15 protein-coding genes are annotated in these 17,645 nt (G+C 32.2%); all 15 read right to left on the bottom strand.

What is annotated here, in order from left to right; all coding sequences use genetic code 11:
• Window positions 1-658, bottom strand: a 658-nt coding sequence (gene tsaB / locus RH98_RS06455) for a tRNA (adenosine(37)-N6)-threonylcarbamoyltransferase complex dimerization subunit type 1 TsaB (protein WP_010251999.1), incomplete at its 3' end; no start/stop codon positions are given.
• Complete coding sequence (locus tag RH98_RS06450) at window positions 658-1,908, bottom strand: efflux RND transporter periplasmic adaptor subunit (protein WP_010251997.1); 1,251 nt, start codon at window positions 1,906-1,908, stop codon at window positions 658-660. The genes RH98_RS06450 and tsaB, both read right to left, overlap by 1 nt.
• Window positions 1,909-1,914: 6 nt before the next feature.
• Window positions 1,915-3,351 (bottom strand): TolC family protein, encoded by a 1,437-nt coding sequence (locus tag RH98_RS06445; RefSeq protein ID WP_010251988.1) that lies wholly within the window; start codon window positions 3,349-3,351, stop codon window positions 1,915-1,917.
• A 98-nt stretch (window positions 3,352-3,449) separates the two neighbouring features.
• A complete protein-coding gene (locus RH98_RS06440) occupies window positions 3,450-3,674 on the bottom strand; it encodes a hypothetical protein (RefSeq protein WP_010251986.1) in 225 nt (74 codons plus the stop codon).
• 19 nt (window positions 3,675-3,693) lie between these two features.
• Complete coding sequence (locus tag RH98_RS06435; protein ID WP_010251984.1) at window positions 3,694-4,242, bottom strand: DUF420 domain-containing protein; 549 nt, start codon at window positions 4,240-4,242, stop codon at window positions 3,694-3,696.
• A gap of 1 nt (window position 4,243) precedes the next feature.
• Window positions 4,244-4,867 carry an SCO family protein gene (locus RH98_RS06430; protein WP_010251982.1) on the bottom strand — a complete coding sequence of 208 codons (624 nt, stop codon included), beginning with the start codon at window positions 4,865-4,867 and terminating at the stop codon, window positions 4,244-4,246.
• Between the two features lie 2 nt (window positions 4,868-4,869).
• Complete coding sequence (locus RH98_RS06425; protein ID WP_010251977.1) at window positions 4,870-5,526, bottom strand: hypothetical protein; 657 nt, start codon at window positions 5,524-5,526, stop codon at window positions 4,870-4,872.
• A gap of 78 nt (window positions 5,527-5,604) precedes the next feature.
• Window positions 5,605-5,967 carry a cytochrome C oxidase subunit IV family protein gene (locus RH98_RS06420; RefSeq protein ID WP_010251975.1) on the bottom strand — a complete coding sequence of 121 codons (363 nt, stop codon included), beginning with the start codon at window positions 5,965-5,967 and terminating at the stop codon, window positions 5,605-5,607.
• A 19-nt stretch (window positions 5,968-5,986) separates the two neighbouring features.
• Window positions 5,987-6,991, bottom strand: coding sequence for a cytochrome c oxidase subunit 3 (locus RH98_RS06415; RefSeq protein WP_010251972.1), 1,005 nt, complete (start codon window positions 6,989-6,991; stop codon window positions 5,987-5,989).
• A gap of 44 nt (window positions 6,992-7,035) precedes the next feature.
• On the bottom strand, window positions 7,036-7,617 hold the full coding sequence (locus tag RH98_RS06410) for a cytochrome c oxidase subunit 3 (RefSeq protein ID WP_026038770.1): 582 nt from the start codon (window positions 7,615-7,617) through the stop codon (window positions 7,036-7,038).
• A gap of 4 nt (window positions 7,618-7,621) precedes the next feature.
• Window positions 7,622-8,536 carry a heme o synthase gene (cyoE, locus tag RH98_RS06405; protein WP_010251966.1) on the bottom strand — a complete coding sequence of 305 codons (915 nt, stop codon included), beginning with the start codon at window positions 8,534-8,536 and terminating at the stop codon, window positions 7,622-7,624.
• A 91-nt stretch (window positions 8,537-8,627) separates the two neighbouring features.
• On the bottom strand, window positions 8,628-9,374 hold the full coding sequence (gene deoC / locus RH98_RS06400; RefSeq protein WP_026038769.1) for a deoxyribose-phosphate aldolase: 747 nt from the start codon (window positions 9,372-9,374) through the stop codon (window positions 8,628-8,630).
• 52 nt (window positions 9,375-9,426) lie between these two features.
• Window positions 9,427-9,807: a VanZ family protein gene (locus RH98_RS06395; RefSeq protein WP_010251961.1), complete on the bottom strand. Its 381-nt coding sequence runs from the start codon at window positions 9,805-9,807 to the stop codon at window positions 9,427-9,429.
• The gene (gcvH, locus tag RH98_RS06390; protein ID WP_010251953.1) at window positions 9,797-10,177 is read right to left on the bottom strand and encodes a glycine cleavage system protein GcvH; all 381 of its coding nucleotides are present in this window, start codon (window positions 10,175-10,177) and stop codon (window positions 9,797-9,799) included. The genes RH98_RS06395 and gcvH overlap by 11 nt, the downstream gene beginning before the upstream one ends.
• 57 nt (window positions 10,178-10,234) lie before the next feature.
• Window positions 10,235-17,614: a T9SS outer membrane translocon Sov/SprA gene (gene sov, locus RH98_RS06385; RefSeq protein ID WP_050996101.1), complete on the bottom strand. Its 7,380-nt coding sequence runs from the start codon at window positions 17,612-17,614 to the stop codon at window positions 10,235-10,237.
• Window positions 17,615-17,645 lie beyond the last annotated feature (31 nt).

Raw genomic sequence — 17,645 nt, 5'->3', positions numbered from 1 at the left:
TAGTTGTCATTACAAAATCCTTGAGATAAAAAGGCTCAAAATAAGCCACATCTACAAAATCTTCATTTACATATTTGTCATAACTCATACTTGCCATCTCTTTTGCAGAAGGATAAATAATATCATCTGAGTAATGAATATTAGCAGCATTTAATATTGTTTTACACTTTCCTGCCCCATCACCTATCAAATAAATATCTTCTGTTAAATCGCTAAATGTATCTTCATCTATTACTGTTGCCTCAATAGGCTTTACCAATGTATAATCAACATTAAATATAGCTGTAAAAGCCTCCATGCGGCGGGCATCTATCATAGGAATGATACAGCCTTTTTCAATTTTTAATTGTCTTGCTAAAACTTCCAAAGTATCTAGTGCAATCATAGGCAATCCTAACCCATAGCACAATCCTTTTACAGATGATACACCTATGCGCAGTCCTGTATATGAGCCAGGACCTTGACTAATAGCAATAGCATTTAAGTGTTTGAAATCAATATTGTTTTCTTTCAATAACTCCTCAATAAATACATGAAGCTTTTCTGCATGCGAAAAATTCTCTTCTGCAATCTCTTTTATAGCTATAAGTTTACCATCGCTGGCTAAAGAAACAGAACAATTCTTAGTTGCAGTTTCTACATTTAATATTGTAATCATTATTTTTTCTCTTCTTCTTTTATCTTATCACCATGACGAAGTAGTTTACTCACTTCAGAATAAGGGCCAGTAATTATCTTGTCGTCACTGTCAAGTCCTTCGATGATTTCAATATTCTTATCATCTTGAATTCCAGTTTTGACAAACTTCAACTTAGCTCTCCCTCCATCATTTACAAAAACAGCTTCACGCATTAATTCTTTATCGTAAACGACTTTGTCATCTTTATTTCTAATAGTGTCTGAAGGACTTCTCATCACCACAGCACTAATCGGTACTGCAAAAATATCATTTTTTACATTAGTAATGATATCAACAGCTGCAGTCATTCCTGGTCGAAAAGGAGAATAATTCTCTATATTACTATCTATTAAGTCTTTATATGATTCTTCTAATAACTTAATTTTAACTTTAAAAGTGGTTACTTGATCCGCAGAAAGTGTTTCGTTAGAGGCAGAATTAGATATACTTGTTACTTTCCCTCTAAACTCTTTTTTCAGATAGGCATCAACGTTAATACGTGCTTCATCTCCTTCATTAATTTTAACGATATCATTTTCATTAATATTTACTTCTACTTCCATACGACTAAGATTAGCTACTCGAAGTAATTCAGTACCTGCCATCTGTTGTGTTCCTAATACACGTTCTCCTAATTCTACATCTATTCTAGAAATAGTACCATAAGTAGGAGAATATATAGTAGTACGCAATAGGTTACGTCTTGCCTCCATCAATGCCGCTTTAGCACTTTCAACACTATAAAAAGCGGAGTTATGCGTTGCTTTTGCTACTTCATAACTTGACACTACTTTGTCCCACTCAGAACCAGAAATCACACCTTTGTCAAAAAGCTTATTATTACGATTATAATTTGCTTTTGCCTCTTTTAATTGTGCTTCCGCTTGTGCTAGACCAGCTATACTCGTTGCTAACATCGCATCCATTTTATCCACTCCAGACTCGTAAATATCCGGATTGATTTCGACTAATAAATCTCCTCTTTTAACAACTTGTCCTTCCTTTACAGCCAAATTAATAATCTCTCCAGAGACTTCTGATGATATCTTAATTTCTATCTCAGGTTGAATCTTTCCAGTACCAGAAACAGTCTCTATAATATTTAATTTTTCTAAAGGAGCCAAAGTAACAGTCTTTACAACTTCTTTTCTACCAAATAAACCACTACCAAAAGCAATTATGATAAGAACTATAATAATAGCACCGAAAACAATGTATTTTTTCTTCATTTATTCTTAGTTTTTAAAAAGTGGAATACCAAAATAATATTCTAAAATCTTGGTTTTGAAAATATAGTCATATTTAGATTTTAATAAATTTGACTGAGCAGTAACATATAAGTTTTGATTTTGATTTAATTCAAAAATATTAATAAGCCCTACATCATAACGTTCTCTAGCATATTCCAAAGACTGTTTTCTTGCTTCAACAGTTACACTACTAGCCTCGTAGGATTTCATTGCACTTTGTGTATCAGTATAGGCTTGGAATACCAATTGCTTTAAATTTAATATAGCAGCTTCTTTTTCATTCCTACTTTGCTCTTGCGCTAGTCTACTTAATTTAATATTATTACGCGCTCTGAAACCATTAAAAATGGGTATAGCTAGAGAAAATCCAAAACTAGAATTCTTATTATTCTTAAACTGATCAAAGAAAGACTCTGGTCCACCAATAATAGGAGTTGTTTGTGAAGCTAAGACATTTTGATTACTGCCTTCGACATATCCTATTGTAGATGTAGCGCCTGTCACCTGACTACCAACAATACGATCTTGGTAATTAACAGTCGTTCCAAAATTGAAAAAACCCTTAATAGTAGGTTGTAAAGCTGACTTAGCAATCTTTACATCTTGCTCAGCTATGGATAAATTAACTTCTGCTGTTTTTATATTCGTTAAAGATTCAAAAGCTCTTTCAGTAATATCATCTGGAGAGTAAACCAATATTTCACCATCACCTATTTCATAATCAGAGTCTGATATATCAAAATCTTCATACGACTCAATTTGTAATAATTGAGCGAGATTTAGTCTAGCCATTACTAATTCATTCTGAGAAGCAATTAATCTTTGATTAGACATAGCCACAGTAGCTTTCGCTTCCAGTAAATCACCCGCAGGTACAGAGCCTGCTTCTACCAATGTATTAGTACGATCTACTTGACTTTCATCATACTCTAATTGCACTCTATTTGTCTTTATGAGTTCTTTATTAAAGATGATTTGTAAATAAGAATTAATAACACTTAATGCTATATCTTCCTTCATTTTTTGAGATTTATACTGGGATGCGAGATAGCCAAGCCTAGCCTTCATCATCGCACTTTGATTTTTCATTCCCTTATAAATATCAATATTTACTCCTACACCAATATTAGTTGCTTGTAAAGTTTGCGATTCTATAATACCCGTGCGCAAGTTACTTTGATCCGATATAGTCCAAGAATGTTGAGCATTCCCACTAATGTTAGGTAAGAAGTCACTATACGTAATTTGTTGGTTTACATAAGCAGACTTCTCCTCTATTTCATATTGTTTGACTTGTATATTATTCTTTATAGCATGATCAATACACTGCTCTAGAGTCCAACGTATATTTTGACTATAAAGTTTAGTAAAGCTACCTATGCTAAAGACCAATATAAAAATAAGTGATAATCGTTTAGCCATTTTTTAATATTATTTCTCTATTTGACGCACTAATGAAGGAAATGTTACAAATACAAAATAATAAAAAAAACCGCTAAACGTAGCGGTTTTTTAATAATTTATTTAGCAATCTTTTTGCTTTTATAGACTTTATAACTAAAAAATAAAGCTAATCCAACCAAAAGATATGGAAATATCATCAAATACATAATACCATTATTAACGGCCTCTGCTTTAGTTCCTCCATCTTCCGTTTCTAAAGCTGCTCTACACATAGCGCACTGAGCATTGATATCAACTATCGAAATGAAAAATAAGAAAATTAATACTATTACTTTTTTCATATAAGTTTGCTTTTCTAGATTAACCGTGAATATAATATGGTGAAATCATTAGATAAACAATAACACCAGTTACAGCCACATAAAGCCACATTGGATACGTTATTCTTGCGAGTTTTTTATGTCTATCATAAGAACCTGAAATACCTCTTACAAACGTTACTAATACAAAAGGTATAATTATAATCGACAATAAAATATGAGTAATTAGAATGAAGAAATAAATGTATCTCATTATTCCTTCTCCACCATAACTTGTCTCAATAGATGTCATGTGATAAGCTACATACATTGCTAAGAAAGCAACAGAGCAAGCAATACAGCATTTAATAAGCAATACATGCTTTTTCATATTACCTTTTTTAATAGCAGCAACAGCCATCACTAATAAGATTGCCGTTACACCATTAATAGCAGCATAGATAGGAGGTAAAAAAGTAAGTGGTTTAACATCGTAACCTAACTTCTGTAAATTTACACTAAATAAGATAGCAACTACCACTGGTATTGCAATCGACAGTATCCAAATCCAGATATTGTATTTCTTTTCTACTTCTTTATGATTATTCATTTTATTCGTTTAATAATAATTTAATATCTTCTTTAATCATTTTTACTCCTTGCTCATCTGTACCATCATAGTACAAGATTGGATTACCATACTCATCTTTTCTACAACGAATATTTCCGTCTTTATCAATTAGAGCAAATAAACCTGAGTGTTCGAATCCACCTAATGCTTCAGAGTTCTCACCTACATAAAGATTATATTTTTTGGCTAAATCAAAAATGTATTTACTATCTCCAGTAAGCATATGCCAATATGGATTTCGTACTCCTAATTCATCAGCATGCTTTTTTAAAGCTTCTGAAGTATCGCGAATTGGATCTATGGTAATTGATGCTATTCCAAACTTCATATTGCCGTAAAATTCCTCTTGAATACTTAACATATTCTGATTCATTATTGGGCAAATAGTAGGGCAGTTTGCAAAGAAAAATTCTACTACATAAACTTTCCCTTTGTATGAATCATTATTAATAACCTTCTCGTTTTGATCTACTAGTTCAAATTTTGGCGCTGGACCAATTAAAACAAGATCAGCTTTTTCAAACTTCTTTACAATTTTAGGTATAGCCCAGATACCAAAAACAAGAACTACTAAAGAAATCCATATATAAGATTTATCTTTCATAATTATTCATCTGTATTTAAACGTTTATATTTTTTTAATGCTAAACGATATTCTGCAAGAACAACTTTTACATCGTCCATCATATCGTTATTTAATTCGGCTGCTGAAATAGTAGAATAGCCCTCTTTGTATTCCAAATCACCTAACTTATTCTTACCCTTTCTACCACGTACATTTCTATCCTTGTCAATAATATATACATTGAAACTTGCTAAGTCATCATCTAATTTACCTACTAGTTTAAGAGATTCAAAAAATGAAGTAATTTCACTTGGCTCTAAAAAAAGATAATTCCAATTAGACATATCCGAAATTGGACTCAGATCATCCACTACTTTTTGGGCTTCTTTTTCACTACCCTTAGGCAATACCATTACTAACTGAAAATCTTCAAAATCTTTATAGCGTTTATAAATTTTTTGATTCAAGTTAAAAGCATCACCTCTATCGCGATATAAGTGACCTCCTGGAAAACCTAAAACAGTTATTTTACCTTCTAGCACTGGTTGCTTCCCTAATGAACTAGTTCCGACAGGTAACTCTGCAATATTTTCAGTAATAATAGGCAGACGTTGAAAGTGGTTAACACCTGTGGCAAAAAACAAGTACACACAAATAGGCATACCAAATAGAAGAACAAGAATAAAATATTTTTTCATTATAATTTACGGTTCACTGTGAATAACAAAAATAAAAAAAGGCGGTTAATAAACCGCCTTTAAAAGTATAATATGTTATTAAAATATCCACTTATATTGAGCATTCTGAAATACTTCAAATACGTAGTTACCTTCAATTAAAACCAATGTAGTTAAGTAAACACATAAAAACACTAAGACACCTGCTACAGACCATCTAAAGCCTACCTTCTCTTGTCCTAAGTGCATAAAGTCCCACATAATATAGTAAGCCTTAACAATTGTTAAAATTATAAAGATATAATTTAACAAACTCAAACCAAAAATATGTACATGGTGTAATGAATCTGGCTTAATAATACCTAATACAACCTCTACTAAAGTAATAATAGATAATATAATAAATACTGTCCAGATCTTTTTTGTATTTGAATGATGCGTTGTTGTTGCTTCTGCTGCCATTTTTAATAAAATAATAAGATTAAACTAAATAGAAGAATGTAAATACAAATACCCACACTAAGTCAACAAAGTGCCAGTACAATCCTCCTTTTTCAACCATTTCGTAAGATCCTCTACGATGATAAGTTCCTAGTAATACATTGAAGAATATAATAACATTAATCAAAATACCAGTAAATACGTGGAAACCGTGGAAACCTGTAATGAAGAAAAAGAAATCTCCAAAAGTTTTATGACCATACTCGTTGCGGATTAAGTTTGCACCTTCTACTACAAGTACTGCATCAGACATACGTTTTACAGAAGCATCTCTATCAAGTACCTCTTTTGTTAAACGTCCTGTTTCAGGGTTTTCGATTGTTTTTTGAGTTCTAATCTTTATATCAGGATTAGCCAAGAAACCAGCGATAACTTCCTCTATAGAATAATTTGTTACAGTAGGACCAGATTGGAACCAAGTACCTTCGTTACGTGTTAAAGTAGTTAATTTTCTATTTGGATCAACGATAGCAAAATCAGATAAAGCTATTTGCTTAGCATCTGCTCCTTCACCTTTAACAAAATGTAAAATAGATCCACCTTCTGTTTCAACTGCTCCGTAAGAACCTGCAATAAAGTTTTTCCACTCCCAAGCTTGAGATCCTAAGAATATAATCCCACCTAGAATAGTTAAAAACATATACATTGCTACTTTACCTCTTTTCATTTGGTGTCCTGCATCTACAGCTAATACCATAGTAACAGATGAAAAGATTAAAATAAAGGTCATCAACGCCACATAATACATCGGTGCATCTACACCATGTAAAAATGGAAAGTGATTAAATACCTCGTCTGCAATAGGCCAAGTGTCCATGAACTTGTATCTTGTAAAACCATAGCCTACTAGAAATCCACAAAATGTTAATGAATCTGATAATATGAAATACCACATCATCATTTTACCATAGCTTACTTTTAGAGGCTCATTTCCTCCGCCCCATGTATTTTCTTCAGTAGCTGCTGTAGTAACTGTCGCTCCCATAAAAAGTTGTTAGTTATAAAGTTTTCAAATTTAGTTTAATTTTTTTATTTATAGAATGTAAAAAACAAAAACAAATAAATCCACAATAGATCTAAAAAGTGCCAGAACCAAGCACATAGCTCTATACCTATGTATTTCTGCGCATTATACTTTTGTTTAAAATGATTATAAATTACAACCATCAGTGCAAGAATACCTCCAGCAAGGTGTGCAATATGAACAATTACAATAACATATAAAAATGATGTTGTAATTGTGCTCTCACTCCCCGTAAAGAAATAACCTGCTTCTATTACTTCTCCAAAACCTTTGAACTGCAAAAAAACGAATAACAATCCTAATATCAAAGTAGAAACAAGATAAGTTGTCGTTTTTGAATACTGATTCTTTTTTATGCTCTTAAAAGCAAGGTGAAAAGTAATACTACTGATAAAAATAACTATTGTACTATATAAAAATGCGTCAGGTAGTACAAAATCTGCTAACCAATCTGGTCTAGATTTACTCACTACATACGCACTTGTTAAACCTGCAAATACCATAGCGATACTTCCAAGGGCAAAAAGCATCATTACTTTTAGTGCTTTACCTTTTTTATCGTATTGTTCTTGTAACGTTGTATCCATTTGTTTATCGTAAAATTTTATCAACTACATAAATAATTTGAATCAGAGAGATATATGTAACACTCACTAGCATTAAAGATCGTGCTGCTTTATCTGTTCTCTTTTTATACAATTTAATACCTGCACTTAACATCCATAACCCCGCTATTAAAACCAGAACTGCAGAAACAGGAGATAAATATAACTTTCCTGTCATTCCCGTCGCAGGAAAAACGGAAGCTATAATCAACCAAATTGTATAAAGAATGATTTGAACTGAAGTCTTAGTATCTCTCTTACCTGTCGGCAACATCGAAAATCCACCTTTCTGGTAATCATCATATAAGAACCAACCAATAGCCCAAAAATGAGGAAATTGCCAAAAAAACTGTATCATAAATAATGTTCCTGCCTCTATACCAAAATTATTAGTAGCAGCTACCCAACCAAGCATGAAAGGAATAGCACCTGGGAAAGCCCCAACAAATACTGATAAAGGTGTAATAGTTTTAAGAGGTGTATACACACTAGTGTACAAAAAAATTGAAATTGCCCCAAACATAGCTGTTTTAGGATTAATAGCATACAAAATACCTATTCCTAAAAGTGTAAGCACACAAGCTAAAATAAAAGCGGCAAGTGGTTTAACGCGTCCTGAAGCAACTGGTCGATTCATTGTACGCTTCATTTTTGCATCTAAATCTTTCTCAATAATTTGATTAAAAACATTCGATGCACCTACCATACAATAACCACCCACTGCTAAAGCAAGAAGTATCCATAAGTCAATACTTCCTAAATTAGGAACTGCTATTAGGTATCCAGCAATGGTAGAGAATACTACACTTAATGCCAATCCCATCTTAGTCATTTCCTTAAACTCAAGTAATACGGAAACACCCGCATTTTTTTCGGAAGATATATTCAAAGCTGTTTTCATTTATTTTTAATGATTTGCAAATATAATCCAATTTTTAAAACAAACCCTAAAAACTGCCAATACAGCTTTGAATATAACCTTTCTTTAAGGATTAATAAGCATTTCCTTGCCCAGATCCTTCTACTATAACTTTTGCTGAAGAAGTACCAATACGTTTTACCCCTAATTCAATCATTTTAAGAGCTGTTTCTCTATCTCTAACTCCACCAGAAGCTTTAACTGGTAATGGACCAGCGTTTTCAAGCATCAATACAATAACTGGAATAGTAGCACCATTAGGTTTTCCATCTTCAGTTTTATAAAAGCCTGTTGAAGATTTTACAAAAACTTTAGAATAGTCTTTCTCTGCAAACTTACTCAATACAACATTCTTGATCAGAGCAGTAATTTGAACTATTTCAGTATCAGTTAATGCTGCAGTCTCTATAATCCATTTAACGACTTTTCCTGCATTTAAACCAAAAGCAGTACATTCTGCTACTTCATTCTTAACTTGATCAATCTTACCTGCTTTAAAAGCCGTATAATCGATTACATAGTCAAGTTCATCAACTCCATCCTTCACAGCTTGCTCTGCTTCTTTCAATTTAGCTTCTAAGCCTCTATTACCTTCAGGAAAGTCAATAACAGTTCCAATTGCTACTTTAGAATTAGCATCGTCAACCATTTTACGCCCCATTTTAACTTGATTAGGACGAATCATTGCTAGTTTAAAATCTTCTTTAATAGCTTCATCAATCAATTCTGCAACTATTTTACTATTTTCTACTTCACTTAATCCAGCTTGTTCAGCAGTTTTTAAATAAGTAGAATCCATAAATTGTTTTAACTCCATCATAATAATTACTGTATATAATTAAAAAAAATAGCCCCTAAAAAGGGGCTATATATTATTTTTTATTTTTCGTTAGTGTCATACAGAGTAGTAAACCTATAATACTCCCTAAACAATTCGCAAAGAAATCAGCCCATTCTGCACTTCTAGATGTTGTCGTATAATATTGTAATATTTCTATACTTCCTCCCAGAAGACATACTATTGTAAAGATAGCGAATGTTAGCTTAATTCGCGAGATCTTTAACCTACTTTTTACAATATATAAGAACCAAATTATGGAAAATACAAAATAAAAAGTAAAATGTGCAATCTTATCCTTGTTAGGTATATTGAATACTGATATTTTAGGAACAGAACTCCCTTCGACTAGACAAGCTATTACGATTAGGATAGTCCAAAAAATTCCTATGGTAAATATAAACTTACGCGCCAATCAATTCTTTGTATTGAGATTCTGATAATAAAGATTCAATTTCTGCTTCATTAGAAATTTTAACTTTAATCATCCATCCTGCTCCATAAGGATCTTGGTTCACTAACTCAGGTTCTGTTTCTAACCCTTCATTAAATTCGATTATCTCACCTGATAATGGTAAAAATAAATCAGAAACAGTTTTAACAGCTTCTACTGTTCCGAAAACTTCGTCTTTGTCTAATGTTTGGTCTAATGTTTCAACTTCTACATAGACAATGTCTCCTAATTCTCTTTGAGCAAAATCAGTAATACCGATAGTAGCTGTATCTCCTTCGATTGCTACCCACTCATGATCTTTTGTGTACTTTAAATTAGCTGGTATGTTCATTTTATTTAGTTTTTAGCAAATGTATAATAATATTACAATATGTAAAACCACAAAGGATTAATTTCCAAAATTATATCGAATAGTAAAACCTGTGCGAATATTAGTAATTGGATACATTGTGGAAATAACCGCTTTAGAGAATGAATGGTCATAGAAAAATATAGCTGTTAAGTTTTTACTCAACATATAATCAGCTGTTATTCTTAAAGACCACATGTCTTGACCTCCACCCATTTGATTATTATTGTAGTCTAAATAACGTACAATAGTTTCACGTTTGCTAAGCGTTAAGTCTGCTTTAATATTAATATCGCTTGATATACGTCCCCCTCTTCCATTATTGGCATAACCAGAATTAAATCCAACATCTTTAACTCTATAACCAAGTCCTATTACGTAATCGTTTCCAGTTGTTTCAGTTAAAAGACTATTATCAAAACTCAAGGATAACATGCGATCCTTTCTCATCTCTGCTAAAATTTTTATAGATGATTTTGTCTCAATATCAAATCGTACCAGTGGATTAAATTGTTCATACAATGTTGCATTACTAACAATATTCTTTACAGGATAATTTCCATACTGATTGACTTCATTAGGATTTTCAAAATATTCAAAATTCGATGTATATGAACCTAAAGTGTACGATGCTCTATAACCATGATGAAGAGAAAAACGTTTGAAGTTACTCTTAATCCAACCAATCTTCATCAAACCTGTATAACGTAGATTCCAGTTTGGCAATGGTATATTTCTAAACATCCCGGTAGATACACCACTTGCACTTTGCCCTGTATAGGCAGCCAAAAATGCAGGTAGTAAAACTTGCTGACTATTTTTACTATAACCTATAGGGAAACCATCTTTATCCAAATTATTAACATCAGTAATATCAATTCCCCTTTTCTCTGCTAATCTATTGGCAATAATAATTCTATTATCTCTCATGCGATCAAAGGTTACTGAATTATCTAAAGATGAACTAGAAAATGCAGTACCAATCATGACAGTAGAAATACTAAAATTCCCATAGCTAAAAGGCGATAAAGAAATATATTCATTATCCTCCACTTTAAACTGTTCTGAGAAATTATCAGATTTAGTTCTATTTGCAAAAATATCTATAGTCAAATCAGGAATAGGCTGAAGATTAGCAGTAATATTCAACGTTTTATTACTTACAGTTGTATATGATTGGTTCATATTAGGGAAATCAGTCAGATATCCATTTCTAGCCGCTTCATAGCGAACATCTGCTTGGCTTCCAAAAACAAACCCTAATGTTGGTTTTGAACTTCCAAAGAAACCAACTCCAGGCATAAACCCAGGTAATATTGTACCACTATTCTCAGAATAATTTACTTGAATATTTTTTAAAGACGTAGCTATTCCAATTAAAGTGTTCCCTATAAAACTGCCATTACTACGTCTATTATTTATATCTTGTTTTTCTACCACAACCTTTTGACCAGGTACAATAGCAGCTTTTCTACTCTTATTATTTGTTTGTTTACTTCTTGTCCCTCCTTTAGTCAACCCTATATAATTATAGAATGTCTCCATGTTAAAAGTAGTATTTAACATCTGAGTACGCGCATTCTGTATCGTATTCCCTAAACTATAATTTATTCCATCAAGCTCTACTACAGAAAAAGCCTCAGAAGATCTTTGCCAGTTATAACTTCCAGTATAGTTATAACTCGATCTAACAAATGCTAAAAATGGAATTTTGTTAATAGGCAATTCATATGTCAAATTCAATTGTTGCGTAAACTGATTTGGCACACCTATATTAAAATAGTCATCCCATATTGTATTGCTATTATCAACTACTCCAGTAACACTGTCATAGTAATTTCTAACAATATTATTACTACCTCCAATATAAGTTAATCGCAATGATCGTGTTAAATCAAAATTAAAACCATAGTTATAGTTAAAGTAATAGTTTCTACGATACAAAGGATCTAAGCCAATCCCCTCTACATCTATCAATCTAAATTGTTGTCTATTATACTGTCTTAGTACACTACTACTAAACGAAATATTAGAAGGTTTATAGTTAAAATTAAAATCTCTAAATAATTGCAAATACTTATTCTGCAAGAACCCAATATTCTTAAATGGCTCTACAGATTTAGACTCAAAAGCATAAGTATAATCAACAGAGGTACGCACTTGCTGTTCCAACATTGATTCTATTTCATAATCATGATGCTTAACTTCATTGTATGAATGAGAAAAAGTAACATTCTCAATGTCGTAAATATGCTTTTTACTTTCTGGTCCTTTCTGTTTATTAACACCTATAAAGTTTATACTTTTTCGCTTAGTATAATCCATCGCACGTTTTTCAATTTCTTCCGCTTGAGCCGAAGATTTAGCATGAGACTTTACTAAACTTAACTTTAAATCTGGGTTTCCTGGATCATATTCTGGAGTAATGAATTCTTCGCTAATTGCATAATTAAAAGGAACTACAATACCCCAACGCTTAGGCAGCAAATGTCCTAAATTAACATTTGTAACAATATTATAAGATTTATAATCTTCTTTACTTCTCTCCTGAGGTCCTTGTTCTAATCCACCAAAACCAACAGTAGATCTCATTCCTGTTGCAGAAATAGTAGCAAAATCTGCTAGGTTAGCATCTATAGTAGCCGTAGCCGCCCAACCACCTTTATTATCCATATCAGATAAACGCAATTCATCAAACCAAAATTCTCCACCGATAGGGCTACTACTATTATTTCGTATTCCTAACATCATCATCCTAACTTTAGCAAAATTGGGATTACCTTTTATACCAATAATAATTTTGTCTGAATTACCTCCTAGTTCAGAAGCTTTTCGTTGAAACAATTCATTACTATTTGAATTCTGATTCATTTGTTCACCCATTTTCTCAATTTTAATTCGGGTTAACAAATCCAATGGTAAATTCAACTCATTATCCTCTGGCCAAATCATATCAGGGTTTTTCTCTCCATGATTTGTAACTTTCAAAGGTATTTGAACTTCATAATAGTTTTCTACTGCATCATTACCAATACGTATAAACGCATAAGCTTCATCATCTTTCAAACTAGTAAAGCCTTTTGATAACGCCTCAGCATGAATAAACATTCTAAGTTTTTTATACTGACGCATATCAACATTAAAATTCTTATAAACTCCTCTTGCATCTCCAGGCTCTAATCCACTAGTATTATTATAATCTTTTGAATATATTTTTAATGACAATGATTGTTCATCTTGATTCACAATCGTATTATTCATATAAACTTGCTCTCTGCGCACACCAGGTGGGGTCACATAAGGAATAGGCTCACGACTAGAATTTTCTTGAATATTAACAGAAGACACATCGAAACCTACGTTATTTGGAGTCTCTTCATTTAATTCATCTCGTCCCTGTCTTAAATCCCTATCCGATTTACGCCAATCAGAACGAACTAGATCTAAAGTACCAAAGCGCAAAGTAATTTCATCAGAAAAACCTGTCAAGTACATACGCATAAAACGCATCGATAGAAAATCTTGAATATTTCCGTAAGCTTTACCTTTTGTGTCAATAGGAATTTTAAACTGAATCCATCTCACTGGTGCTATTGAACCATCTGCTAATTGAACAGTTGTACGTTTTGTATCCACTACATAATTATCACCAACTTCTAAATTTGGTTTGATATCTACAGAATATTCAAAATACTGATTTAAAGTGTTCATTGTATTATCACCATCAATATCTTCTGTATCTGGCAAATTACTTCCTCCTCTATTTCCACCAGCTGGACTATTCCCATCAGTCCCGTTATAATTATAGTAACGCTCTAAAATTCCTCCATCAGCATCTAAATAGTGAACAAAATTATCTGCAGCAGGATCAGCTAAATGTGCAAATTCACTAAACCAAATTCTTTCTTCTTCATCTGACAAGCCATCTAATCCAACATCTTGTAGTCTTCTTGTTTCACTACTAGTATCAAAAGCATAAATCAATGAAGGTGCCGCAGGCACTTTTCCCCAATGAGTTTTAATTATTGATACACCATTGTTACTTGCAGCAGGCAAACCATTCTCATATTGTTTATAGCCATCTCTTAATATATCCTCTGAAATTAATCCAAAGTTAAATCTCAATTGCCCTTTATTATTTGTATTAACATTGGAAGCCCCTACAAATGGATCCATCACCCAAAACTCAACAAACTCAATATTTGCTTGTTCAAAGTTTGTAGTGTTTAAAGCTCTCATAATACCTCCCCAGTTTTCCTCAGGGTTATTTGAGAATGCTGAAGATTTATATTTAGGATTAAAATTATAAGGTCCTCTAGTTTTTGGATAATATGTTAAATCCAATGTATTGACTACACGGCTTTCACCATAAGCAATATCTTTATTTGGGAATAGTTCTTCACTAAATACTCTACGCGTTCTATTAGATGACAAATCATATTCTGTTACTCCATTAGGTCTTGAACCCACATAAAATACAGGATCAATAGAATACCATGATAATTTACTTCTTCTATAACCGTCTTTTAATAAATTTTCTTCAATCGGTGGAACATCAATACTATTACTTCCTTCTTTATAAAAACCAAGAGGTACACTAGCCAATTTCCATGAAAAAGGGCTCTTTATATCTATAGTAGATTGCGTTCCTTCAAAATCATCTAAATATGAAGTAGCTTCTCCATTCATCTGATCTAATTTAGATGAATCAGGATTCAAATAAGCAAATTCTCCTCTAAAAGAAACTCTAGAAGCAACATCTGTATCTATATTTGGTAATTTATTTACAAGGCGAGTTAAAAAAGGAACCTCAGTTGAATATTGAGCATTGAACCCCCATATCGTATTATTAACAGCTTCCTCTCCATAATTCGATTTATGAGTCATTGGCTTTTCAGATAATCTTAGAAAACTACCACCAACAATAAAATCATTGCTAAATTTATGTTCAACATGTAAACCAAAAAAACGTTTTGTCTGTTGCCCAAACATTGTATTATTTTCTACTGATACATCTATTGGAGTATTAGAGGCTAACAAAGATTGATCTAAAATAATAACTCGTCCTCTATTGTAATCTACTGTATAATCAGAACCTTCTACTAATACTCTTCCTGCAGCCTTAACAACAACAGAACCTGGAGCAACATTAAAAGTACCTATCGGAATACCTTCCCCCATTTGACTAGAGAACTTTCCTTTAAGCATAAACTTATTCTTATCTCCTTGTGAACGTAGAGCAGAAGATTTTGTTTTGTTATACAAATCCGAGAATACGTATTTTTTCTGATTTTCGTTATATGTACTTATTTGAGAATAATCATTTTGACTATTTTCTGTTTGTTTTAATTTCTCAAACAAATGTTCACCAAAAGGTTCAACAGTTGTAAAGATTAAGCGTCCATTAGTCGCATCAATAGTAATCCCCTCAAACGTGTTTCGATTATAAGGGTTACTATTACCTTGGTTATAGTTATTATTGTTATAATTATTATTCCCAAAACTACTACTATTACCCATCCCATTGTTATAATTATTGCCATAGCCACCATTGTTGCCCATGTTATTATTATTCCCTTGAGAATTATTTGGATCATAAATATTTTGCATAGCTCCATTTGGCAGAAAGTCAAAGAAACCATCTCCTCCAGCTTGGGGATCATTATTATAATTCAACCTATCTAAATGAAATACTTTTAATAAAGGTGTACGTTCTACTCCTTCGGGTAACGGATTATTTGTAACTGAAGAAATATAGTTAAGTGGATTGGGATCAGTATAGACAATATTAAATCTAAACTGATCTTGACTAATATAAGAAGCATTAGGAATTTGATAGATATTCTTCATCATCAATTTCCATGAATAAAAAGATGTATTAGTAATTGTACTTTTTAACAATTTTACAACTAAAGCCTGAGAGCGGACAATATTTTCATTTTCATATTCTGGTGAAGATGGTATCGCAGTATCTATTCCATTTGCATCTACTCCATCAGTACCAAATTCCCCTACTTGATATACTTTTCCGTCTGCAGTATATTGAAATGCTACTGCCAATACTTCATCATTCGACAACCTTTGATTTAAAGAAATATACCCAAGTTGAGGATGAAAAGTGAATTCATTAGAGGATAATTTCCTAGCACTTTCTAACTTGACAAAATCTTTTCCTTCAATAACATTATATCCTACAAATCCGCCGGTACCAGAAGTACTTGTACGTAAATTATTATCTAAATAATATCCTGGTGTTCCTATTTTACCTGGATCAAATCTATTGTTCTTATTGTCAGGAAAAGCATTTATACCTTGATAAATAAGTTCATCTACCGGTATATCGAAATTATTCACGCCATTTAATCCCTTTCCTTCTCCTAAATCCTGAATAGCAACTATATTACGAGCATTATTATTCGTAGGATTTAATCTATTGTATTTATTGGTAATCCAAACTTCTACTCTAGTGATTCTAATCTTACTATTAATGAAAGGATATTTCTTTAATGCTTCATCATAATTGTTACGAAAATATTGCGATAAGAAAAAATGTCGATCTTCATCATAGTCCAAAGCATATAATTCGAAATCTTCTAGTGTACCCCCACCATCAGCTCTAACAGATGTCATCTGTGATTTTTGTTCAGAGAAAACCCCTGTAATTGTAGTTCTACCAAATTGTAATTCTGTTTTTACACCAAATAAACTTTGCGCTCCTCTAATTAATGAACCAGTAATAGGCATACTAACATTTCCCACTTCTACTTTTCGTACAATATCATCCTCATCAGGTTCATAGGCAAGTTTCATCATGTTCTGAAACTCAAACGTAGACTGTGTATCGTAATTTGCATTTATTGTTAATCGTGTACCTACTTTTCCTTGAACTCCCATACTGATGCGTTGATCAAAATCAAACATCATATTCTTGCGGTTTCTAGGGGACATCATAGGGTTATCTTGCTTAGTAAAGCGCATACCCATATCAAATTCTACTGAACCTGATGGTTTTACATCAATTGTATTGGATCCAAATATTCCAACAAATAATTTCGAATTAACATAATATCTTGGCAACATATCCCTTTGCAATACTTCATCTTCCAATCTACCATGCATTGCATCAAACTTTTGTAGAAAGTATTTTCTTATCTCAGCTCTCATAACTAGAGCTTCATATTCTTTTCTTGTAAGAACTAAGGGATAATCAATATTAAAACCATCAAACGTCTTAGTAAAATAATACTTATCTGTAAGAGGATTATAGGAATATGATTCTTTAATATATTGGGGATCGCTAATTTTAATCGTACCTAAATCAAATTTAGGTTGAAGTGTATCAATTGCTTGCTCAAACTCATCTTCTTCAATTTCAGTAATAGGAGATACTTGTCCAAAACCACAGTAAGCTCCGAACAATAAAAATAATAATAGGCTAAACCATTTATTT

The organism is Myroides injenensis M09-0166 (assembly GCF_000246945.1).
GTDB classification, from domain to species: domain Bacteria; phylum Bacteroidota; class Bacteroidia; order Flavobacteriales; family Flavobacteriaceae; genus Flavobacterium; species Flavobacterium injenense.
The sequence above is the reverse complement of the archived record's forward strand: the minus strand, read 5'-3'. Positions and strand labels throughout refer to the sequence as shown.